General features: G+C 36.1%; 25 protein-coding genes. 12 read left to right on the plus strand and 13 right to left on the minus strand.

Translation table 11 applies throughout. The annotated features are described in order from the left end of the window. Position 1: 1 nt before the first annotated feature. From F598_RS0105290 to msrB (F598_RS0105310), 5 genes are all read right to left on the minus strand, one after another. On the minus strand, positions 2 to 445 hold the full coding sequence (locus F598_RS0105290; protein ID WP_019037981.1) for a GNAT family N-acetyltransferase: 444 nt from the start codon (positions 443 to 445) through the stop codon (positions 2 to 4). 2 nt (positions 446 to 447) lie between these two features. Continuing rightward, positions 448 to 996: a ClpP family protease gene (locus tag F598_RS0105295; protein WP_019037982.1), complete on the minus strand. Its 549-nt coding sequence runs from the start codon at positions 994 to 996 to the stop codon at positions 448 to 450. Between the two features lie 100 nt (positions 997 to 1,096). Beyond that, positions 1,097 to 1,606, minus strand: a complete 510-nt coding sequence (locus F598_RS0105300; protein WP_019037983.1) for a hypothetical protein — start codon at positions 1,604 to 1,606, stop codon at positions 1,097 to 1,099. After that, a complete protein-coding gene (msrB, locus tag F598_RS0105305) occupies positions 1,603 to 1,983 on the minus strand; it encodes a peptide-methionine (R)-S-oxide reductase MsrB (protein WP_019037984.1) in 381 nt (126 codons plus the stop codon). Before msrB (F598_RS0105305) ends, F598_RS0105300 begins: the two co-directional genes overlap by 4 nt. 10 nt (positions 1,984 to 1,993) lie before the next feature. After that, entirely contained in the window at positions 1,994 to 2,479 is a 486-nt protein-coding gene (gene msrB, locus F598_RS0105310; RefSeq protein ID WP_019037985.1) for a peptide-methionine (R)-S-oxide reductase MsrB, read from the minus strand. 110 nt (positions 2,480 to 2,589) lie between these two features. On the opposite strand from msrB (F598_RS0105310), the gene F598_RS0105315 reads away from it, so the two are divergent. Genes F598_RS0105315 through F598_RS0105330 form a run of 4 tightly spaced genes read left to right on the plus strand, consistent with a single transcriptional unit; the run spans position 2,590 to position 6,550 of the window. Then, positions 2,590 to 3,408, plus strand: a complete 819-nt coding sequence (locus F598_RS0105315; protein WP_019037986.1) for a M48 family metallopeptidase — start codon at positions 2,590 to 2,592, stop codon at positions 3,406 to 3,408. Between the two features lie 4 nt (positions 3,409 to 3,412). Continuing rightward, entirely contained in the window at positions 3,413 to 4,744 is a 1,332-nt protein-coding gene (locus F598_RS0105320; protein WP_157594963.1) for an MFS transporter, read from the plus strand. Positions 4,745 to 4,748: 4 nt separating this feature from the next. Continuing rightward, positions 4,749 to 5,684, plus strand: coding sequence for a phosphatase domain-containing protein (locus tag F598_RS0105325; protein WP_026302533.1), 936 nt, complete (start codon positions 4,749 to 4,751; stop codon positions 5,682 to 5,684). Then, positions 5,681 to 6,550: a diacylglycerol/lipid kinase family protein gene (locus F598_RS0105330; RefSeq protein WP_019037989.1), complete on the plus strand. Its 870-nt coding sequence runs from the start codon at positions 5,681 to 5,683 to the stop codon at positions 6,548 to 6,550. Before F598_RS0105325 ends, F598_RS0105330 begins: the two co-directional genes overlap by 4 nt. Before the next feature lie 51 nt (positions 6,551 to 6,601). On the opposite strand, the gene F598_RS0105335 is transcribed toward F598_RS0105330, so the two are convergent. Genes F598_RS0105335 through F598_RS0105350 form a run of 4 tightly spaced genes read right to left on the minus strand, consistent with a single transcriptional unit; the run spans position 6,602 to position 10,964 of the window. Further along, positions 6,602 to 8,926 carry a M1 family metallopeptidase gene (locus F598_RS0105335; RefSeq protein WP_019037990.1) on the minus strand — a complete coding sequence of 775 codons (2,325 nt, stop codon included), beginning with the start codon at positions 8,924 to 8,926 and terminating at the stop codon, positions 6,602 to 6,604. Between the two features lie 13 nt (positions 8,927 to 8,939). Beyond that, complete coding sequence (locus F598_RS0105340; RefSeq protein ID WP_019037991.1) at positions 8,940 to 9,443, minus strand: DUF6702 family protein; 504 nt, start codon at positions 9,441 to 9,443, stop codon at positions 8,940 to 8,942. Next, positions 9,440 to 10,183 (minus strand): hypothetical protein, encoded by a 744-nt coding sequence (locus F598_RS0105345; RefSeq protein ID WP_026302534.1) that lies wholly within the window; start codon positions 10,181 to 10,183, stop codon positions 9,440 to 9,442. Before F598_RS0105345 ends, F598_RS0105340 begins: the two co-directional genes overlap by 4 nt. 1 nt (position 10,184) lies before the next feature. Then, positions 10,185 to 10,964 carry a carboxypeptidase-like regulatory domain-containing protein gene (locus F598_RS0105350; RefSeq protein ID WP_019037993.1) on the minus strand — a complete coding sequence of 260 codons (780 nt, stop codon included), beginning with the start codon at positions 10,962 to 10,964 and terminating at the stop codon, positions 10,185 to 10,187. Between the two features lie 103 nt (positions 10,965 to 11,067). Here F598_RS0105350 and pepE point away from each other — a divergent pair, with 103 nt between their 5' ends. From pepE to F598_RS0105370, 4 genes are all read left to right on the plus strand, one after another. Continuing rightward, positions 11,068 to 11,766: a dipeptidase PepE gene (gene pepE / locus F598_RS0105355; RefSeq protein ID WP_019037994.1), complete on the plus strand. Its 699-nt coding sequence runs from the start codon at positions 11,068 to 11,070 to the stop codon at positions 11,764 to 11,766. A 3-nt stretch (positions 11,767 to 11,769) separates the two neighbouring features. Beyond that, positions 11,770 to 12,684, plus strand: a complete 915-nt coding sequence (locus F598_RS0105360; RefSeq protein WP_019037995.1) for a glutaminase — start codon at positions 11,770 to 11,772, stop codon at positions 12,682 to 12,684. A 67-nt stretch (positions 12,685 to 12,751) separates the two neighbouring features. Further along, positions 12,752 to 13,054, plus strand: a complete 303-nt coding sequence (locus F598_RS0105365; protein WP_019037996.1) for a Sec-independent protein translocase subunit TatA/TatB — start codon at positions 12,752 to 12,754, stop codon at positions 13,052 to 13,054. Continuing rightward, on the plus strand, positions 13,054 to 13,635 hold the full coding sequence (locus F598_RS0105370; protein ID WP_019037997.1) for a phosphatase PAP2 family protein: 582 nt from the start codon (positions 13,054 to 13,056) through the stop codon (positions 13,633 to 13,635). The genes F598_RS0105365 and F598_RS0105370 overlap by 1 nt, the downstream gene beginning before the upstream one ends. On the opposite strand, the gene F598_RS0105375 is transcribed toward F598_RS0105370, so the two are convergent. From F598_RS0105375 to ribD, 3 genes are read right to left on the minus strand one after another with little or no spacing between them, the layout of a single operon-like run. Further along, positions 13,603 to 14,478: an EamA family transporter gene (locus F598_RS0105375; RefSeq protein WP_019037998.1), complete on the minus strand. Its 876-nt coding sequence runs from the start codon at positions 14,476 to 14,478 to the stop codon at positions 13,603 to 13,605. The two genes, F598_RS0105370 and F598_RS0105375, sit on opposite strands and share 33 nt — an antisense overlap. Further along, positions 14,475 to 15,083, minus strand: a complete 609-nt coding sequence (locus tag F598_RS0105380; RefSeq protein WP_019037999.1) for an HAD family hydrolase — start codon at positions 15,081 to 15,083, stop codon at positions 14,475 to 14,477. Before F598_RS0105380 ends, F598_RS0105375 begins: the two co-directional genes overlap by 4 nt. Next, on the minus strand, positions 15,076 to 16,128 hold the full coding sequence (ribD, locus tag F598_RS0105385; protein WP_033408517.1) for a bifunctional diaminohydroxyphosphoribosylaminopyrimidine deaminase/5-amino-6-(5-phosphoribosylamino)uracil reductase RibD: 1,053 nt from the start codon (positions 16,126 to 16,128) through the stop codon (positions 15,076 to 15,078). The genes F598_RS0105380 and ribD overlap by 8 nt, the downstream gene beginning before the upstream one ends. A 215-nt stretch (positions 16,129 to 16,343) precedes the next feature. On the opposite strand from ribD, the gene F598_RS0105390 reads away from it, so the two are divergent. Next, positions 16,344 to 16,853 (plus strand): GNAT family N-acetyltransferase, encoded by a 510-nt coding sequence (locus tag F598_RS0105390; protein WP_019038001.1) that lies wholly within the window; start codon positions 16,344 to 16,346, stop codon positions 16,851 to 16,853. A 67-nt stretch (positions 16,854 to 16,920) separates the two neighbouring features. On the opposite strand, the gene F598_RS0105395 is transcribed toward F598_RS0105390, so the two are convergent. Next, positions 16,921 to 17,361 carry an acyl-CoA thioesterase gene (locus F598_RS0105395; protein WP_019038002.1) on the minus strand — a complete coding sequence of 147 codons (441 nt, stop codon included), beginning with the start codon at positions 17,359 to 17,361 and terminating at the stop codon, positions 16,921 to 16,923. A gap of 162 nt (positions 17,362 to 17,523) precedes the next feature. Between F598_RS0105395 and dnaA the strand changes: the two genes are divergently transcribed. Genes dnaA through F598_RS0105410 form a run of 3 tightly spaced genes read left to right on the plus strand, consistent with a single transcriptional unit; the run spans position 17,524 to position 20,154 of the window. Next, on the plus strand, positions 17,524 to 18,954 hold the full coding sequence (gene dnaA, locus F598_RS0105400) for a chromosomal replication initiator protein DnaA (protein WP_019038003.1): 1,431 nt from the start codon (positions 17,524 to 17,526) through the stop codon (positions 18,952 to 18,954). Continuing rightward, entirely contained in the window at positions 18,951 to 19,409 is a 459-nt protein-coding gene (locus tag F598_RS0105405) for a low molecular weight protein-tyrosine-phosphatase (protein ID WP_026302535.1), read from the plus strand. The genes dnaA and F598_RS0105405 overlap by 4 nt, the downstream gene beginning before the upstream one ends. Positions 19,410 to 19,434: 25 nt before the next feature. Beyond that, positions 19,435 to 20,154 carry an SAM-dependent methyltransferase gene (locus F598_RS0105410; protein ID WP_019038005.1) on the plus strand — a complete coding sequence of 240 codons (720 nt, stop codon included), beginning with the start codon at positions 19,435 to 19,437 and terminating at the stop codon, positions 20,152 to 20,154. Positions 20,155 to 20,172: the final 18 nt, after the last annotated feature.

A 20,172-nucleotide genomic window follows, 5' to 3' on the forward strand; every position in this document is an offset into this window, starting at 1 on the left:
CTTAAGTCAAGGTTTTAGACATTACTACATGAGGTCCAACATCTTTGATAAGAAATTCTTCAGAAGAAACAGTAAAATCTAAGTTCTTATAAAAACTTACAGCAGAGGTTCTGGCATTACACCAAAGGGATGTAATCCCAGATTTTTTGAGTTCAGCTTCAGAGAAAGCAACCAAAGCTTTTCCAATTCCTTTCCCCTGATGCTCAGGATGAACGGCCATACCTCTAAGCTGGTATTGGCTTTTGTTCTCTATTTTTTCGGTTTTGTTGTTGAAAAGGCTTAAAATTCCAATACATCTTGAAGAAAGAAAAGCACCAATATGTTTGGTGCTTTCTAGGTGATCTCCATTCCAAATACAAGAATCTATCGACTTTCCTTGTCTTAACACAAGCTGCCTAAGAGGCTTGGTTTCTTCTGGAGAGATGTATTTAAATTCAATGGACATTGTTAAGATAAAATGCCGTCAACAATTCCATAGTCCAAAGATTCCTGTGCGTTCATCCAATAATCACGCTTAAAATCTTTCATGACTTTCTCGAAATCCTGACCGCAGTTATCTGCTAAAATCTGTGCACTCAACTCTTTGATTTTTAAAATTTCCTGTGCCTGGATTTCAATATTAGAAGCTTGGCCCTGAGCACCACCCATAGGCTGGTGAATCATAATCTTAGCATGAGGCTGGATAAAGCGTTTACCTTTTTCGCCTCCAGACATAAGAATAGATCCCATTGAAGCTGCTAAACCACTACATATAGTTGATACTGGGCTTTTAAGAGATTTCATGGTATCATATATCGCAAAACCATCGGTAACGTATCCGCCAGGACTGTTGATGTAAAATTGTATTTCATCATCACTTTCCATGTCCAGGTACATTAATCTATCTATAATATGTTTTGCGCTCTTGCCATCTACCTGGCCATTAAGAAATACTTTTCGTTGTTCTAAAAATTTTCTATCGATCAGATCTTGAACTTTTCCTGATTTATCGCTCATAATTATTTTTTTTGAAGCGTAAAATTAAAATTATATTTACAAAGAAAACCCTTAATTTTAAGAGTATTAACTTAAGCCTAAAATTAAGAGCAATTGTTGATCATTTTAGTTTTATGATTTCTGCATTCGGCAGGGCTTGCATAATAGCTTCCATGCTGTTCAAGTTAGGATTTTTTTCTGCAAAATCCGCTGGAATGACGGCAACCCTAAAAGTCTGACCTAATAATAGATCATTTGAAACGGTGTTAAAGTTTACATTACCACCTAAGAAAAACTGAACATCAAAAAAGGTGTGGTTATAATTATAAACCAACTGGCTTCCATCATCAAAAAAGAAACTTGTATCTAAAGGAGTCCATACATCAACCGGACCGGAAACATCATCGATCACTTCTTCAAGCAAAAAGACTTGTACGACATCAGATTCAAATACTTCTACGGTATTTGGAAATTCATAGCCAAATGAATATTCATTTTGAGCGGTAAAATCACCGGTGGTTTCCAAAATTATACCTCTTTCTACGCCTCCAGGTGGGCCTTGAGGACCACGATCGCCTTCGCAACCTAGAAAGGCAATCACAACTACTAATAATAATGCTATTTTTTTCATGAGTCTTGATTTTTAAAGTTTATACTAAGGGAGTTAACGCAGTAGCGTTTTCCTGTTTCTGTAGGACCATCGTCAAAAATATGACCGATGTGACCTCCGCAATTTGAGCAGAGAATTTCCACTCTCATCATGCCGAAACTGCTATCTTTTTTATATTCTATAGCTCCTTCTACAGAACTATCGAAGCTCGGCCAGCCGCAATTACTTTCAAATTTTGAAGTACTGTCAAAGAGCAAAGCACCACAACCCTTGCAGTGGTATTTTCCATCTTCAAAATGCGTGTTATATTTTCCAGAATGAGGAGGTTCTGTTCCTTTTTCTCTTAAAATACGATACTCCTCTTCGCTAAGCTTTTCATGCCATTCTTGATCTGTCATATATTAATGTTTAAGATTTTTCTTTGGGAATAAATTGTAAGGCTGCGCCGTTTATACAATGTCTTTTGCCGGTGGTTTCTCTGGGTCCATCATCAAAAATATGTCCTAGATGACCGCCACAGTCTCCACAAAGTAATTCGGAACGTTCATAACCTAGCTTCCTGTCGGAGCTGTAAGCAAGACTGCTGTCAATCGCTCTGTCGAAACTTGGCCAACCTGTGCCACTATCAAATTTGTGTTTGGTTTCATACAACTCATTTCCACAAGCAGCGCAAACAAACGTACCTGCTTGCTTGATATCATTAAGAGGACTGGAATAAGGCCTTTCAGTGCCAGCTTTTCTCAAAATCTGAAATTGCTCGTCAGTAAGCTCGGCCTTCCACTCCTGCTCGGTTTTTTGAACTTTAAATTCTTTAGAGTTGTCTTTTTCTTGTTGTGCCTCAGATTTACAGGAAGTAAGAATGAGCATGATTAAAATAATCGATAATTGTTTCATTGTAACTTTTTTTTAAAATTAGAACTTAATCTGCATCCACAGTGTAATTTTCACAAATCAATTAGATAACGTCATTAATTTTATGATTAGTTTTGATAAAAATTACCATCATGACCAAGTTCAAATTCTATACCATCTTTTTAATATCAGCTATATTAGTGAGCTGCGGAACCAATCCATTTACCGGAAAAAGCACACTGGCATTGGTGCCAAATTCTCAAATTTTACCAACTTCTTTTCAGCAATATAATCAGGTTCTTGAGGAAAGTGATGTTATTAAAGAAGGTGAGCAGGCTCAAATGATCGAAAGGGTAGGTTATAAAATTGCTAATGCTTCAGAACGCTGGTTAGCAAAAAACGGTTATCCCGATTACACTGAAAATTATAAATGGGAATTCAGCTTAATCAATGATGATCAAGTAAATGCCTGGGCCATGCCAGGAGGAAAAATCGCCTTCTATACAGGGATCCTTCCTATCGCTGAAAATGAAGCAGGTGTTGCCGCCATTATGGGACATGAAGTTGCTCACGCCCTTGCAAATCATGGTCAGCAGCGAATGAGCGCGGCACAAATTCAACAAGCAGCTGGTGCTGTAGGAACTATCGCCATTGGTGACGACCAGCAGTCTCAACAGCTATTTGCAACAGCATTTGGTTTGGGTTCTCAGCTGGGTGTTATGCTGCCTTTTAGTCGGAAACACGAAACAGAAGCTGATGAAATTGGGATTAAGCTGATGGCTATTGCTGGTTATAATCCTGAAGAGGCAGCTGAGCTTTGGCAACGGATGAAAGAGAATTCTGGTGGAGGAGGACCTCCACAATTCCTGAGCACTCACCCTTCTAACGATTCCAGAATTCAGAACCTCAGGAGTATGACAGAGGAGGCTAAGAAAGAAGCTGCCAAGTTTGGTGTCACTTCTTTTGAATAAAGTTTTGAAGACAAAATCATTTCCCAAAGGTCATAAAAAGCTTATCCATGCCTGGGCTTTTTATGATTGGGCCAATTCGGTTTATCCACTGGTCATAAGTTCTGCTATTTTTCCTATTTATTACGGAGCACTTACCATGATCAAAGACGATGATGGACGTGTCATAAATGATACTGTGGAATTTCTGGGATATCAAATCAATAACGATGCTCTCATAAGTTATGTTACTGGTTTAGCTTTCATAGTGATCTCTGTAATGAGCCCCTTGCTTGGAGGAGTTGCAGATTATGTAGGAAATAAGAAAAACTTTATGAAGCTTTTCAATTATATCGGTGCAACAGCCTGTATTGGTTTGTTTTGGTTTTCTTTAGAAGATTTATGGTTTGGGCTTATCTGTTACTTTTTTGGTCTCATTGGCTTTTGGGGCAGTATCGTGTTTTATAATTCCTATTTACCAGATATAGCCTTTAGAGATCAGCAGGATCAGGCTTCAGCCAAAGGCTTTTCACTTGGATACATCGGTAGCGTGATTTTATTGATCATCTGCTTAATCATGATTCTATTCTACGAAACCTTCGGATTTAAAAGTGAATCTCTACCAACCAGAATTTCATTTATCCTCACAGGGATTTGGTGGATTGCTTTTAGTCAATATACCTATGCCTATTTACCTAAAGGAAATCGTAAGGGCGACTCCAAAGCAAGAGATATCTTCTGGAATGGCTTTAAGGAACTCAAAAAAACATATCAGAAAATCAAGTCATCTTTTGGGTTCGAACCCTATCTAAGAGCTTTTTTTGTCTACAGTATGGCGGTGCAAACCATTATGCTTATCGCTACTTATTTTGGTGTAGGTGAAATACAGTGGGCAGAAGGGCAGTCGACTACGGGTTTGATCATCAGTATATTGGTTATTCAAATCATAGCTATTTTAGGAGCTAATTTAGCTTCAAACCTTGCAGAAAAGTACGGAAACGTTAACGTGCTGATTGTTATTAATTTCATTTGGATTGGGATTTGTGTCTTTGCCTTTTTTATTACACAGCCGTATCAATTTTATATCACAGCCTTTTTTGTCGGTTTTGTCATGGGAGCCATTCAGTCATTGTCAAGGTCAACATATTCCAAATATATTCCATCAGATGAAAAGGATACGGCTTCTTTTTTTAGCTTTTACGAAGTGACTGAAAAAATAGGCATTGTTATCGGTATGTTCCTATATGGTTTTATTGCTCAATTAACGGGTAGCATTAGGAATTCTATATTATTTCTGATTTTATTTTTTGCTGGTGGAATTGTGTTACTTTTCAGACTTAGAGCAAAAACGAAAAACTAAGGCTATGGCATTTTTATGGCACTTTACAGCGTTAGAATTGAACGATAAAGTTCTTGTAACGGGAACTACCTTAAAAAATGAAACCCGTATCGACAAGTATCCCAAGTCCATTTTTGGTAATGCCTGGAATGTATTGAGTTCTTACCGAAAAAAGGCCTATAAAAATAAAACCATTACAATTGAGACAGACGACCAAACTTACACGGTTAAGACCAGCAAAAAAGGCTATTTTTTCAAACTTCTTCCTGAGAAAACCATAGAAGATTTCACTGTTTTTGATAGTGACCATCAGGAATTGCCTGTCAATCAATACCACCCGCATTACTTTAAGAAATCAGAGTCTCCTGTTGAAGTTATCTCAGATATAGACGATACCGTCATTCACTCTCATACGGCTTCAGCACTAAAACGCATCTTTTCCATTTTATTCAAAAGACCCAAAAAGCGAAAAAAAGTGTTGTTTACCAATGCGTTGCTAGATTTCTTTAATGAGAGTAAGTACAGGATCTTTTATCTGTCTAAAAGTGAAAGTAATCTGTTTGGGCTTATTACAGCAATATTTAGATATAATGAAGTGCCAGTGGGACCACTCTTTTTGACGCCCTACCAAAGATTTAAAACGCTTTTTAAACCCAAAAAGGGAAAACATAAATTAAATTTCTTGAACTGTATTATTTCCAACCAGCATGATAAAAAATTTATTCTAATTGGAGACGATACTCAAAAAGATATGGATATTTACACTGAAATTGCAAACCTATATAAGTCTCAAATTCTTAAGATTTATATTAGACAAACCAGTTTTTTTATGAGTCAGGTTCAAAAAGAAAAGTGGCAAACCTTGAAGAGTACAGGTATAGATTGTATGTATTTTCAAGATGGAGACGATTATGATGTTGAGGTTCAAAATCTTATAGAAAACTATAAAGAGATAAAATGAGTATACTACTGGTCATAAACCCCGTATCTGGAAGCAAAAATAAATCTGACTTTATCGTATTTGCAAAGGAATCCATGAGCAAAGCAGGAGTTGAATACAGGGTTTTCAAAACTTCTGGAACAAACGATTGTTCTCAACTTCAAGAATTAATTTCTGAATTTTCTCCAGATAAAGTGGTTATTGTTGGTGGTGATGGTACCTTAAACATGTTCTTGAAACCATTAATGGATAATAAAGTGAATGTTGGGTTTATTCCCATGGGCTCTGCTAATGGGATGGCTGAAGAATTAGACTTGCAGGATAATCCTAGAGTACTATTTCAAAAGTTTCTTGAATCTACCAGTCAGAAAACATTAGATGTCATTTCAATCAACAATTCTTATCTGTGTCTCCATTTAGCCGATATTGGAGCTAACGCCAATTTGGTAGCTAATTATGAAAAAGATGGCGGCAGAGGTATGTTTACCTATGCTAAGCATTTCTGGACAGAATTTCGGAATCTCCAACCTTTTGAGTTTGAAATTAAGACCGAACAAATGGAATATGAGAGAAAAGGAGTGATGCTGGCCATTTGCAATGGTAGGAAATATGGCACTGGAATACCACTAAATACAATTGGTAAAATGGATGATGGTTTTTTTGAATTTGTGGTTGTGAAAGCAATGGATTTTACAGACTTAATTAAAGCAGCTCTCTCTAAGTTTGATGAAAATCAACAAAACCAAAACCTAGAAACCATTCAGGCTAAATCGGCAACAGTAAAACTAAAATCTCCTCGATTGCTTCAAATCGATGGAGAAGTGATTGAAAAATTTGAAGAACTTCAGATTGAGATCATACCTAAAGCTTTAAAATTTATGATATAAAAAAAGGTCAATTATTTTAACTGACCTTTTTTCACTCTAAGATTTTGAAATCTATTTTCCTTCCTTAAAAGAATCGAATTCACTGGCTTTATTTTCTCTTGGCCAGGTATTATTACTGGTATCTACATCTGCTGTTTCCTGATTTGGATCTACAGTAATTTTGACAATTTCTTTTTCAGTGAAAATCGCTTTTTTGACTACATCATCACTTTTTCTCCAAACCTGTACAGGATACCTTATCATTTCAGTAGTACCATCAACATATTCAAACTCTACCAGGATTGGCATTACTAATCCTCCAGGTTTATTAAAAGTGATTTCATAAATATGTTTAGGCTGCTTCATGTTAGCTATCTCTGCCTGAGAAAAATTATCCATGAGATATTCTCTCAATTTTGGAGCATTTTCAAGAGGGTCACCTTCTTTCATAGAAGCTTCAAAGCTTTCGCTATCTTCTGTGAGTAGGTAAACGGCATCTTTAGTACGGGGATCGTTTTCTGGGTCATCAATGCCGTAACGAGCCAAGATTGCTTTTCCTTCTTCAGTTGGATTGCTGGTAATAAAATAGTTTTTGACATCTTCTATTCCTATATCTACATAATCTGTGGTGTAGAACCATCCTCTCCAGTACCAATCGAGTTCAACTGCAGAAGCATCTTCCATAGTTCTAAAGAAATCTTCTGGTGTAGGGTGCTTAAACATCCAGCGTTGAGCAAATGTTTTGAAGGAATAATCAAATAATTCATGACCCATTACAGTCTCTCTAAGTATATTGAGTGCTGTAGCAGGTTTTCCGTATGCATTGTTACCCAACTGATAAACTTGTTCTGGGTTTGTCATGATCGGTGAAATATATTCCTGATTACCTTTCATGTAGTTAACAATCTTTGATGGCTCACCGCGTCTAGAAGGGTATTTCTCATAGGTTTGCTCGTTTCCTTTAAGAATTTCTGGATATTTCTTAGCGAATTCCTGCTCGGATAAATATTGCATAAAGGTGTTGAGCCCTTCATCCATCCATCCCCATTGTCTCTCATCACTATTAACAATCATAGGGAAGAAATTGTGGCCAATCTCATGAATAATAACACTCATCATTCCAAATTTTACTCGGTCTGAGATAAACCCATTTTCGTCAGGTCTTCCATAATTCCAGCAAATCATTGGGTATTCCATCCCTTGGCTTCTGGCATGAACAGAAATGGCTTTATGGTATGGATAATTGAAGGTGTAATCGCTGTAGGTTTCTAGTGTACTTGCTACTGCTCTTGTCGACCAGTCTTCCCATAGAGGGTTTCCTTCTTTAGGGTATAACGAAACAGCCATTACATCCTTACCGCCTACTTTAACGGCCATCATATCCCAGATGAACTTCCTAGAAGTGGCAAAGCCAAAATCTCTAACCATCTCTGCTTTAAACTCCCATGTTTTGGTATTTGTAGCATTTTTCTTTTCGTTAGCTATAGCCTCTTCTTCAGTTACAATAACGACCGGTTCATCATAAGATGTCTTAGCTTTTTCGTAACGGTCCATCATGACTTTACTAAAGACCTCTTTTCTATTTTGTAATTTTCCAGTCGCATCTAGGATGTGATCTTCTGGAACTGTAATTTTCACATCATAATTACCAAAGGGTAGGGCAAATTCTCCACTTCCCCAAAATTGGTAATTTTGCCATCCTTCTTTATCATTATATACTGCCATTCTTGGAAAGAACTGTGCAATAACATAAGCTCTGTTATCGTCTTCTTCAAAATACTCGTAACCAGAACGACCGCCGTTTACAGTATGGTTATTGATTAAATAGTCCCATTCTATAGAAAATGAAAAGGACTCTCCTGGCATAAGTGGTTTTGGCATATCCACTCTCATCATTGTAAAGTTAATGGTGTGAGGTAAATCCTTTCCGTCTTGTTGCACAGATTTAATATTGAAACCACCATCAAAACTTGCTTTCATATGTGAATTTACAAAACTCCCAGCTGGAGAAACAGGTGCAAATTCGCTACTTCCTTTATCTTTGGCAGGGCTGTCTGCAGCTCTTATGTTTTGATCTAATTGTACCCATAAGTATTCTAACGCATCTGGCGAATTATTGGTATAGGTAATAGTTTCTTTACCATATAAGCGAGTGTTTTCATCGTCCAATGTGATGTCCATTTCATAATCTGCAGTATTTTGGTAATACTGATGACCTGGAGCACCAGAGGCAGTTCTGTAGACATTTGGAGTAGCAAATTCATCATAGAGTTGCCTGAATTTGTTTTGATTGGTATGTCCGCTTTGTTTTTCTTCTTTATTCTCTTCCTGGGCGTATCCTGAAACCGAAAACACCAAAAGGGATAAAATGAAAGTAGAGTACTTAATTAAATTCATAGGGTTATTTGTATTAATCTATTGAGTAATTGATTTGACGCTCTAATTGTCCTTTTTCTAAAATAAAACTTTTTTTAAAGTCTCCGGATTTAAAATGGATCATGTTTTTTTGATCTTCGAACAAGTCTGTTAATATCGAATTTTTGACCGTTAAATAATCGAAATTTCTAACTTCTTCTATCTCTAGAAATAAATATACCATATCATCTTCATACTTCCGTCCAAGGTATTTATATTTCAACAGCCCATCTCCAGTTTCTAAAGAAAACTTGTCTCGAATATATTTTTCTACATAATCATCTATCTCTTCGACTTCTAATCTTGGAATAAGTTTAAAATCTTTTTGATATCTGGTATTAATTACATTTTCAAAATCATCGATAAAGACTCTCGAAATGATCTGAATAGTCTTCTCCTCCTCGATGTAAGTTATGTCGGTGACACTTAGGTAAAACTCATGCGCCCCACTTCCAAGAATTGAAAATGATAGCCAGAACATTAAGGCGATTAATTTCATTTTTGAATGTTTTTTAATTCTAAATAGGCGAGTGCCTTAGCTTTCAATTCATCGATTAGGGCCAAGGGATCTTCTTTTTCCATAATCGAAATAGTGTACTCATCTTCGGCGCAAAAGTAGGCAAAATCTTCAATGTAAATTTCGGGTATATTTAAGTCTTTGGTGATGAGGTTGCTGTCTACTCGTCTTAAGATTTTATTTTTATTAGCCCTAACTATGCTATTCTCTTTTCGCTTTTTTAATCGCTTTGTTTGTCCGGTTATAGCATAAAGCAAAGGGGTGAGCATCCCAGTGCTAGCACTGTAGAGTTCTCTGTCAATTTTATCAAGCTCTCTGGGAACACCAAATCCAAATTGACGCTGGTCCACGAAATCTACCTTTACATTTTTAATGTCTTTTGTCAGATCCCCTGTTAATTGATATTGATTTAAGGTGACTTCTGGAAGTTCATTAATCTGAGGTTCTAAAAAAATCGAGGTTTTGTTTTTTAGATGTTTTTCTTTAATGACAAGGGTATAAGTTTTGTGTTGCAGCGATGTAAATAGTATGGAATCATTGATGGTTGCTCTAATTTTGTAAGTTCCTTGAGGACTAGAAACAGCGCCTATTTTCTTATTGATGTTGATTATATTGACCTGATAATCCTGAATAGAATCTGCATAAATTTTCCCTTCGATAAATCTTTCCTGAGCTGAAAGCGTCATACTTAAGAGAAAAAATAAATGCAGTGTTTTTTTCAAATTAATTTTGAGATTTAAAAGATTCTGATTTTTTTATGAGGAACTCAATCAGGTCGAGTTCATTGCCCTTTTCTAACATGGACTTGGTGAGGCCTTTATCTTCAACAAAAAAGATAAAATTATTGATTTCACTTTCCTCGATATCCAGGTTTTCTTTAAAGAAAGAATCTTTGTACATCTTTCTGACCATCACATCTACATTTTGAGGGAGTTTGTGATCCTCTTTAACCTCTCTTGAAGATAAGATTTCTCTAAAAATATTGGCGATATTCAAGCCATTTCTAATAAACCTTTGCTCTGTCGTCACATTCTCAGTAAGCGTTTGGGAACCTACATAAGGTTGGTTTCCTTCATACTCATTGATCACGGCTTCAGACTCTGGAGCTTCGTAAAATTCGGTTTTTACTTTTCTCACATCTACTTCAATATTGCCTTCTAAGTCGTAGGGCCTTACAATAACTTCATCTAGTGTATTGATTTCATCATTAATTTTGATGGTAAGTTTTTTCTTTTTTATGATGTTATCATCTATAATCACAGTGAAGTTTTGATACTGAATAGCTTCAAATCTCAATCTATCTCCCTCCTTTACGGTAATTCCAAATTGCCCGTATTCGTTGGTGACTGTCCCCTTATTGGTGTTTTGGTTTATCACTTCTATCTGAGAAGCCTCACCATCCTGAGGTACTATAACTTCTCCGGCCACATAAACTCGTTCCCCTATTTGGGCAAATAGAGATTGAAAAGAAAGCACTAATATAATTGTAGAGATAAATCGCATATGTTATTTTTAGTACAATCTACTTAAAAATTCACATATCCAATCCTAATTTTGCCACTAATTTTATGTTAATTAAATTCACTTAAAAACTATACAATAGCCAATGCAAGCCATTATCGCAAGTACATCGACAACTTATGGAAGTTCTTATCTTGAGTATTTATTACCGGTCTTAAAAACTCATTTTGAAGGGGTTGAGGAAGTTCTTTTTATTCCTTTTGCCAGACCAGGTGGAATCTCCCATGATGAATATACTTCTAAAACGACTACAGGCCTACAATCTTGTGTTAAAAGCGTAAAAGGGCTTCATGAATTTAATGATATGCCTAAAGCAGTCCGAACAGCAAAGGCTATTTTTGTAGGTGGTGGAAATACGTTTTTGCTGGTAAAACAACTCCATGACTTGGGACTAATGACCCCTCTAAAGGAAAGCATTACTAACGGAGCAAAGTACCTGGGGACAAGTGCGGGTAGTAACATTTGTGGATTAAACATGCAAACTACCAATGATATGCCTATTGTTTACCCGCCTTCATTCCATACACTAGGCTTATTGGACTTCAATATTAATCCACATTACTTAGAACCTAATTCCAGCTCTACACATAAAGGAGAGACTCGTGAAACACGAATCAAAGAATTTCAAGCCTTAAATGACATAAATGTTGTAGGACTCAAAGAAGGAAGCTGGATAAAGATCAATGGTGGAGAAGTCACTTTAGAAGGTGAATTGCCAGCAGTTATATTTACTCCCGGAAATCCAATGTATGAACTGGACCCGTCACAACCGATTAAATTCTAAAATATGGATTACCAGGCTATTTTAAATATAATACAAAAAGAATTCAAGCCCAACCGAGATATGGGTAATGCAGCTAATTATATTCCAGAGCTGTCTAAGGTAGACCCGCTCAAATTTGGCATGTATTTGTATTGTAAAGATGGGTCTTCTTACCAATTTGGTGATAGCCAAGAAAAATTTTCTATTCAAAGTATTTCTAAGGTATTTACACTCACGCTTGCAAAAGAGCTTTTAGGGAAAGATCTGTGGAAACGAGTAGATGTAGAACCCTCCGGTACTGCATTTAATTCTTTAACGGAACTGGAACGTGAGCATGGCATTCCTCGTAATCCATTTATCAACGCTGGTTCTATTGTGGTCGCAGACGCCTTGATGAGTACCTTAGAGAATCCCAAGCAAGACTTGCTGAAATTTGTGAGAAAGCTTTGTGGTGACGACAATATAAATTTTGATGAATCGGTGGCCAAAAGCGAAAAAAAGCACGGTTACCGAAATAAGGCCTTAGTCAATTACATGAAGTCTTTAGGTAATATCAATAATAAAACAGAAACCATTTTAGACTTCTACTTTCACCAGTGTTCTATAGCAATGACTTGTGAACAGTTAACCAAAGCCTTTATGCTATACGCCAATGAAGGAAAGCACTTTCAAACTCAAGAACAGGTGATAGCTCCCCAAAGCGTCAAGCGGATTAATTCCATAATGCAAACCTGTGGATTTTACGACGAAGCTGGAGAGTTTAGTTATAGAGTTGGTTTACCCGGCAAAAGTGGAGTAGGAGGTGGAATTGTTGCTGTGCATCCAGAACAATATGCGGTCACTGTTTGGAGTCCAATGCTCAATAAAAAAGGAAACTCTGCCTTAGGAATGAAGGTGCTTGAGGAGTTAACGACTCTCACTGGCTTATCGATTTTTTAGAGTCCATCAACTTAAGTTTTAAAATTTATTATTTCGTTGTTCGGGACTAGTCCAGTATATTTGCAATATGATAAATTATCCACTTTTTATTAGCGGTGCAGAAATAGCTTTTATTCTGTTTATTCTGATTATGGTGTTTGGAGCTGATAAGATTCCGGAGATCGCTAGATTTTTTGGAAAGACTATGAAGTCTTTTCGTCATGCTACAGACGAAATTAAGACCGAAATCACCAAACAGAAGAAGGATCATAATTTAGACTTCGATTTAAAAAAAGAAGTCGAAGACCAAACCAAAACTTTAGAATCTAAAACTTCAAAACTCAAAGACGAAGTTGAAGATGCCATCGGTCCTATCAAAAGACGATTTTAATGAAATTTGACCCATCTCAATGGGATTGGGAACTCATGGTTTATCTCAATAACTTGAGTCCGGATGTCATGGATCCTTTTTGGAGCTTTATCACCTATACCAAACATTGGATTCCTTTTTTTATTTTTCTCATTATATTGTTCTTTTATAGAGCGCATGTTAAAAAAAGTTTACTTGGTGTTGTTTCTGTTTTAGTTTGCGTTGGCCTTACTCATCTAGCAACAGAATTTACAAAATTTTTGGTCGAACGAAAAAGGCCTAATGCTACAGAAGAACTAATGGAGCTGCTCAAGGTGCTTTACGAACCCTCAAACTTTAGTTTCTTTTCGGGTCATGCCTCAACCTCATTTGCAGCAACCGTTTTTATATTTCTAACTTTAAAATCAAGATTCAAACACTTGGGTCTTATTTTTATATGGCCAGTGCTTTTTTCATTGAGCCGTGTTTTTGTAGGCGTTCACTTTCCTAGTGATATTATTGTAGGAGCTTTTGTTGGGACTCTTATCGGTATTTTTTGCACTCAAGCATACTTTTACCTAGAGGAGCAATTACTGAGTATAAGTGATGAGGATTATGCTTAATATGGCAAGACCAATACCTATCCAGTTTTTAAAAATCACTCGCTCTCTAAACAGAATAATCCCAAGCAAAGTTGAAAATAACACGATGCTGACATTATTGATGATAAAAATACTAGAACTATCCAGGCCTTCGATTCTTAGAGCCAGAATAAAAAAGTAAATCGAAAAATAATTTGGAACACCAAGAGCAATTCCACCTATAACATCTTTGGCTTTAAAGCTGTGCTTCGCTTTTAGGTTTTTTATTCCAAAAGCAATTAGCCCTGTGATGAATGCAAACAAAAAAGTACTGGCAGAAAATAATGAGACCTCATCATCGGGAACGTAGGTGTTTTCTAAAAATTTAATACTACTCTCTACAATCCCACTTCCGAGAAAAACAAGTATTGGATAAATAAGGTAGTTCAAGTTTAGATCCAGACCATCCTTTAGCCTTACTGAAACTAAATAAACCGATACCAGCGCTAGAAAAATACCAATGACCTTTACCAGACCAAGTGGCTCATTGTAATAAAGGATCACAAATATAACTGGAATTGCTACGCTCATTTTACTGGCTACAGATACAACCGACATGCCACCTTTTTGAGTAGTGACCACCATGAGACTGAAAACGATTATAAACATAGCACCCAAGCCCATTGAGCCAAAGAACCAATCTTTGTGAACAACAGTAAGAAGGGCTTCAGGCGATAACTTACCTTGAAAAAGTAACCCTAAAATGAAGGCTGTAAAGTAATTAACGATTAAAGCATGAAGAGAAGTCACGTTGTACCGACCAAAAAGTTTGAATGTGATATAAATCGCACTTGAGGAAAGTACACTGAGGATGAGAGCTATCAAAATAAATTGGATTTAAGAGAAAATAATTCTGAGACTTCTTCAAGACCAGCTTTAAGATGCCAGGTATGAATGCCCAGTGATTCAGCGGTAGTCACATGCTCTAAGGTATCATCTATGAATAGAGTTTGTTCTGGAACTAAATCATTTTCACCTAATACAAACTCAAATATGTCTGGATTAGGCTTTCGGTGATGAATCTCATGGGAAAGATAAAATTGATCGAAGCAAGATTTGAACTGATTGTAATGACTGATATTTCTTTTCACCCAATCGATATGCAATTCGTTGGTATTGCTCAATAAAAATAATCTAAACTTACCCGAAGCTTTTAGCGTTTTTAGAAATGATAAGCGCTCTTTAGGAAATTCAATTAAAATAGAATTCCAGGCTTCTACAAAAGCCTCTTTAGAAAGAGAAAGATAGCGGCTCAAATAAGATGTAATAAAGAGTTCAGATGAAATTAAGCCTTTTTCATAAAGCTTATTGATCTCGATCAATTCCAGATCTAGTTCATTAATCCCATTTAGTTTTAAGTGTTTATCGGTTGCAGATTTGTCTAGAGTCAAAAAGACATCTCCAAAGTCAAATATGATGTTTTTAATCATTGTAATAGTAATTCAATTTATCTCCTTCAATATCAATTGACTTCTCAGCTTTAAGATTAAATTCAGGTGCTTTTACACCTTTTTGTATTTGATTTTGTCCGGTGAATACCCTGGCTTCATCCCACAAATTGAGATCTATAAAGCCTTGTAAAGTCTTGGAGCCTCCTTCTACAATAATTGATTGAAAGTCATAATCATGTAACCTTGATAGAAGCTGAGGTATAATTTCTTTGCTGAAGTCAATGCTCTCATAATTTAAAGCCCTTGAATGAGTTGAGCTAGGCGATTCACTAGATTGATCGTGAAAAACTACAGTTGGCTGTGACGAATCAAATAGAAATAAGGAATGTTCTAATGTGAGTGATTTGTCAATGACTATTCGTGTAGGATTTTTTCCTTGCCAATGTCTCACATTTAGTTTTGGGTTATCTTTCAAAGCGGTTTGAGTTCCTACTAAAATACTTTCTTCCTCAGCTCTCCATTTATGGACCAATTGTTGGGATTTGGAATTGGTGATCCAAAATATTTCAGAACTTTTTTGTGCTAAAGGAGCGATAAAACCATGTTTGGTCTCCGCCCATTTTAGAATGATGTAGGGTCTTTTTTTACGATGAAAAGTAAAAAAACGCTTGTTGAGTTCTTCACATTCTTCTTCACATACACCAACAGTAACAAGTCGATTTGCTGCTATCAATTTTTTAACGCCTTTGCCGGCAACTTTAGCAAATGGGTCTAAAGTGCCAATTACAATTTTTGGAATTTTCTTATCGATAATGAGATCGCTACACGGAGGGGTTTTACCATAATGACTACAAGGTTCTAAAGTGACGTAAATGGTGGAAGACGATAACAGGGATTGATCATTTACAGAACGGATAGCGAGTACCTCGGCATGAGGTTCTCCTGCTTTTCTGTGCCAGCCCTCTCCAATTATTTTGTCGTTATGCACAATCACACAGCCTACTAATGGATTCGGATACGTTGTCCCAAGACCATGTCGAGCCAATTCAAGACATCTTTGGATGTAAAATTCATTGGTTTTCACAGGGTAAAAATAGAAAAACACGGTGGCAAACCATGTAGAATAGGATATCTTTTAAAACTAAAATTTAAGTAATATTTCTAGGCATAGTAATTGGTTGATTAAATTTAAAAGACAGAAACGGTATATACTTATAAATTCATTTATTTTAGCATCCGTGGGCCAGCTAATGTAACCCCTGAAACTTAGTCAAAGAAATAGCTTAATTCAAGATCACGATGTCAAAAATTAGGATCAGACCAATAGAGAAAGAAAACAATGCAGAAGTAGCAAAAATGATTAGAGAGGTGCTTATTGAGCAAGGAGCTCCAAAAGTAGGAACAGCTTATGAGGATAAAGCATTGGACCAATTATATGAAACCTATCAAGATCCAAGATCAGAATATTTTGTTTTAATAGAAAATGGGATAATTTTAGGAAGTGCAGGTATTGCTCCCTTAGAAAACGCGAATAAAGAGGTTTGTGAGCTGCAAAAAATGTATTTTGATCCGAGAGCCAGAGGCCGCGGACTTGGAAGTTTAATGATGAAGAAATGCTTGAATTATGCTATAGAAAAAGGATTTACCTGCTGCTATATCGAAACCCTACCTAGCATGAAAGCTGCACAGCAACTTTATATTAAAACTGGATTTGAATATATAAAAGAGCGTATGGGAGATACTGGACATTACTCCTGTTCTGTCTTTTTGAAAAAGTCTCTTGTTCAAAGTTCTGACAAGACTCAATGAAGCCTATCAAACAACCTTAGCTAATCATTCAGTTGACGAACCACGCAACTAAAGTTAATTTTTAAAATTAGTCCTTTGGAATCGCACTTGTTATAAGAGTCATAATTTCCTCTGGACAACGGATGGGTCTTCGAGTAGACTTGTTTACAAAAACCAAAACTGTTTGTCCGAGACATAATAACTCGTTGCTTTGGTTTTTTATTTTATAGTCAAAAAGTATTGAGGCTGTTGGCAATTGATGTAGGCTAGTCTCAATATTTAAAATATCCCCAAATTTTGCTGGTTTTTTGTAATCTACTGTTAATTTGCTCAAAGGAAGCATTATTCCATTATCTTCCATTTTTTGATAGTGCATCCCAACCTCTCTTAGCCAATCTACTCTGGCTTGCTCAAAATAAATAGGGTAAACAGAGTGATGTACAACTCCCATTTGATCTGTTTCAGCATACCTGACTTCGACTTCAGAATGAACCGAAATCGGAGAAATTCCTTTATTTTTTTTGCTCAAAATTTATCTTTTAACATCTCTTTAAGTATAGGCAGAAAAAACGAGAATTTCAACCCAAATTTTATTTTTTTATTAAAAAGTTTGTTCACATATTTGTCGTCCTGTTGAGGTCAAAAAGACTTCTTGAAATCTAAATTTTAATTTATTACTTTAAGTTTAACTATGTCAAAATCAGCAACTTCGGTTTGGGAAAATTGCCTTCACTTTATCAAGGATAATATCTCAGATCAAGCTTATAAAACCTGGTTTCAACCGATAAACGCTGTAAAACTCAATGACAATGCTTTAAGTATACAAGTGCCCTCAAAATTCTTCTACGAATGGCTTGAAGAACATTACGTAGAACTTTTGAAGGTAGCTCTTACCAAAGAACTTGGTAAAGGTGCAAAATTGGTATATGTGATTCGTATGGAAAATACGGATGGTAACAAGCAACCTTTCACAGAAAAGATTCCAAGTACTCAACGATCTACTGTGCATTCTCAATCTGTAGACTTTCCTGCTAAACAGAAAAGCCCAGAGTTGAGAAATCCTTTTGTGATCCCGGGAATTCGAAATTTAAAAATAGACTCTCAACTTAATTCCAATTACAGTTTTGATAATTTCTTGGAAGGCATGTCTAACAGGTTAGCAAGATCTGCTAGTTTGGCAGTAGCTAATAAGCCAGGAGGGACTTCTTTTAATCCATTACTTATATTTGGTGGTGTAGGACTTGGTAAAACCCATTTAGCTCATGCTATAGGTCTTCAGGTGAAAGACAAATTTCCAGAAAAAACTGTTCTTTATATCTCTGCAGATAAATTCACTCAGCAACATATCGATGCTGTGTCTAAAAACAACAGAAACGATTTTATACATTTTTACCAAATTATCGATGTACTCATCGTGGACGATATTCAATTGATTTCTGGTAAGAAAGGAACTCAGGATGTATTTTTTCACATCTTTAACCATCTTCATCAAAATGGCAAGCAAGTTATTTTGACTAGTGATAAGGCTCCTGTAGACATGCAGGATATCCAGCAGAGATTACTTTCAAGATTTAAATGGGGACTTTCTGCAGAACTGGAACAACCAGACTATAATACTAGAATAAAGATTATTAAGAATAAGCTTTACAATGATGGTGTAGAAATGTCTGATGAAATTTTGGATTATGTAGCTTCCAGAATTACTACCAATATCCGAGAATTAGAAGGAGCCATCATTTCTCTTATCGCTCATTCTTCTTTCAGCAAAACGGAAATCACTATAGATCTTGCGGAACAAATTGTAAAGAACTACGTCAAAAATAACAAGAAGCCAATTTCTCTGGATGACATTCAAAATGTAGTAAGTGACTACTTCCATATTGAAATAGAAGAATTACAGTCTAAGAGCAGAAAGCGAAACGTTGTACAGGCCAGGCAAATCGCTATGTATTTCGCAAAAGAAATCACTAAAACTTCGCTCACTAATATAGGGCGTCATATTGGCCAGAGAGATCATTCCACGGTGCTGCATTCATGTAAAATTGTTTCCAATTTACAGGAATCCGACAAGCAATTCAGAAAATTTATACAAGATTTAGAGGTGAAATTTAAGCAGTTATGATAAGGATTTTAATGGTGTGTTTGGGTAATATATGCCGATCGCCGTTGGCTGAAGGTATTTTAAAATCCAAACTCAACTCTAAAATCTTTGAAGTGGATTCTGCAGGAACCTCTGCCTATCATAAAGGTGAGCTTCCAGACCAGAGGTCTGTTGAGGTGGCTCAAAAAAATGGGATAGATATTACCGACCAAAGAAGTCGACCTTTTACAAAAGAAGACTTTAACAAATTTGATTACATCTACGTTATGGATGCTTCAAATTATGAAGATGTTATAGCCATCGCTGAAAATGATTCAGAAAAAAATAAAGTACATCTCATTCTCAATAAAATTTTTCCAGGAGAAGACCAAAGTGTACCGGATCCATATCATAATTCTATCGATGGTTTTAAGCAGGTGTTTGAGATGCTTGAAGAATCCTGCTCTGTAATAGCTAGAGAATTAAAAAAGTCTTAGTTTAGTTGAGGATTATTTAAAGTGTATGGAAAAAAATATTAAAAAAGGTAAGTTATACCTTATTCCCAATCGGTTGGGGGATCTCCCTCCACTCGAAGTTCTACCGCTTTCCATAAGAAAAATCATCAGCGAAATTGATCATTATATTGTAGAGAACGAAAAAGTTGCGCGACATTTTATAAAGAAAATTGTCCCTTCAAAATCTCAGCCTAACCTAGACTTTAAATTACTCAATAAATTTACCTCTGATCTTGAAATCCCAAATTTTTTGGATGCCTGCGAACAGGGGATTCATATGGGATTATTATCTGATGCAGGCTGTCCTGGTGTAGCAGATCCAGGAGCCCAAGTCGTAGCTTTGGCTCATCAAAAAAATATTCAAGTTGTTCCTTTAGTAGGGCCTTCATCAATTTTACTAGCCCTCATGTCTAGTGGTCTCAATGGGCAAAATTTCACTTTTCATGGCTATTTACCAATCGATAATCAGGAACGAAAACAGTTTGTAAAAAAAATAGAGAAAGCCTCCCTAGATAAGGAACAGGCTCAAATCTTTATAGAAACCCCTTATCGAAACAATAAATTATTAATTAGTCTTACCTCTGTTTTACATCCCTCTACCAGGATTTGTGTTGCTGTAGATCTTACACTTTCTTCTGAATACATCAAAACACAAACAGCAGCAGAGTGGAAGAAAACAAGTATAGATTTGCATAAACGCCCTGCCATATTTATTATTCAGGGATAATCTCCCTTTAATCAAAAT

The sequence above is a fragment of the Psychroflexus tropicus DSM 15496 genome (genome assembly GCF_000378765.1).
Taxonomy (GTDB): Bacteria; Bacteroidota; Bacteroidia; order Flavobacteriales; family Flavobacteriaceae; genus Psychroflexus; species Psychroflexus tropicus.

What these genes read in the sequence shown, in the direction of transcription:
- F598_RS0105290 (WP_019037981.1), bottom strand. Translation starts at nt 445, where the DNA reads ATGTCCATTGAATTTAAATACATCTCTCCAGAAGAAACCAAGCCTCTT.
- F598_RS0105295 (WP_019037982.1), bottom strand. Translation starts at nt 996, where the DNA reads ATGAGCGATAAATCAGGAAAAGTTCAAGATCTGATCGATAGAAAATTT.
- F598_RS0105300 (WP_019037983.1), bottom strand. Translation starts at nt 1,606, where the DNA reads ATGAAAAAAATAGCATTATTATTAGTAGTTGTGATTGCCTTTCTAGGT.
- msrB (WP_019037984.1), bottom strand. Translation starts at nt 1,983, where the DNA reads ATGACAGATCAAGAATGGCATGAAAAGCTTAGCGAAGAGGAGTATCGT.
- msrB (WP_019037985.1), bottom strand. Translation starts at nt 2,479, where the DNA reads ATGAAACAATTATCGATTATTTTAATCATGCTCATTCTTACTTCCTGT.
- F598_RS0105315 (WP_019037986.1), top strand. Translation starts at nt 2,590, where the DNA reads ATGACCAAGTTCAAATTCTATACCATCTTTTTAATATCAGCTATATTA.
- F598_RS0105325 (WP_026302533.1), top strand. Translation starts at nt 4,749, where the DNA reads ATGGCATTTTTATGGCACTTTACAGCGTTAGAATTGAACGATAAAGTT.
- F598_RS0105330 (WP_019037989.1), top strand. Translation starts at nt 5,681, where the DNA reads ATGAGTATACTACTGGTCATAAACCCCGTATCTGGAAGCAAAAATAAA.
- F598_RS0105335 (WP_019037990.1), bottom strand. Translation starts at nt 8,926, where the DNA reads ATGAATTTAATTAAGTACTCTACTTTCATTTTATCCCTTTTGGTGTTT.
- F598_RS0105340 (WP_019037991.1), bottom strand. Translation starts at nt 9,443, where the DNA reads ATGAAATTAATCGCCTTAATGTTCTGGCTATCATTTTCAATTCTTGGA.
- F598_RS0105350 (WP_019037993.1), bottom strand. Translation starts at nt 10,964, where the DNA reads ATGCGATTTATCTCTACAATTATATTAGTGCTTTCTTTTCAATCTCTA.
- pepE (WP_019037994.1), top strand. Translation starts at nt 11,068, where the DNA reads ATGCAAGCCATTATCGCAAGTACATCGACAACTTATGGAAGTTCTTAT.
- F598_RS0105360 (WP_019037995.1), top strand. Translation starts at nt 11,770, where the DNA reads ATGGATTACCAGGCTATTTTAAATATAATACAAAAAGAATTCAAGCCC.
- F598_RS0105365 (WP_019037996.1), top strand. Translation starts at nt 12,752, where the DNA reads ATGATAAATTATCCACTTTTTATTAGCGGTGCAGAAATAGCTTTTATT.
- F598_RS0105370 (WP_019037997.1), top strand. Translation starts at nt 13,054, where the DNA reads ATGAAATTTGACCCATCTCAATGGGATTGGGAACTCATGGTTTATCTC.
- F598_RS0105380 (WP_019037999.1), bottom strand. Translation starts at nt 15,083, where the DNA reads ATGATTAAAAACATCATATTTGACTTTGGAGATGTCTTTTTGACTCTA.
- F598_RS0105390 (WP_019038001.1), top strand. Translation starts at nt 16,344, where the DNA reads ATGTCAAAAATTAGGATCAGACCAATAGAGAAAGAAAACAATGCAGAA.
- dnaA (WP_019038003.1), top strand. Translation starts at nt 17,524, where the DNA reads ATGTCAAAATCAGCAACTTCGGTTTGGGAAAATTGCCTTCACTTTATC.
- F598_RS0105405 (WP_026302535.1), top strand. Translation starts at nt 18,951, where the DNA reads ATGATAAGGATTTTAATGGTGTGTTTGGGTAATATATGCCGATCGCCG.
- F598_RS0105410 (WP_019038005.1), top strand. Translation starts at nt 19,435, where the DNA reads ATGGAAAAAAATATTAAAAAAGGTAAGTTATACCTTATTCCCAATCGG.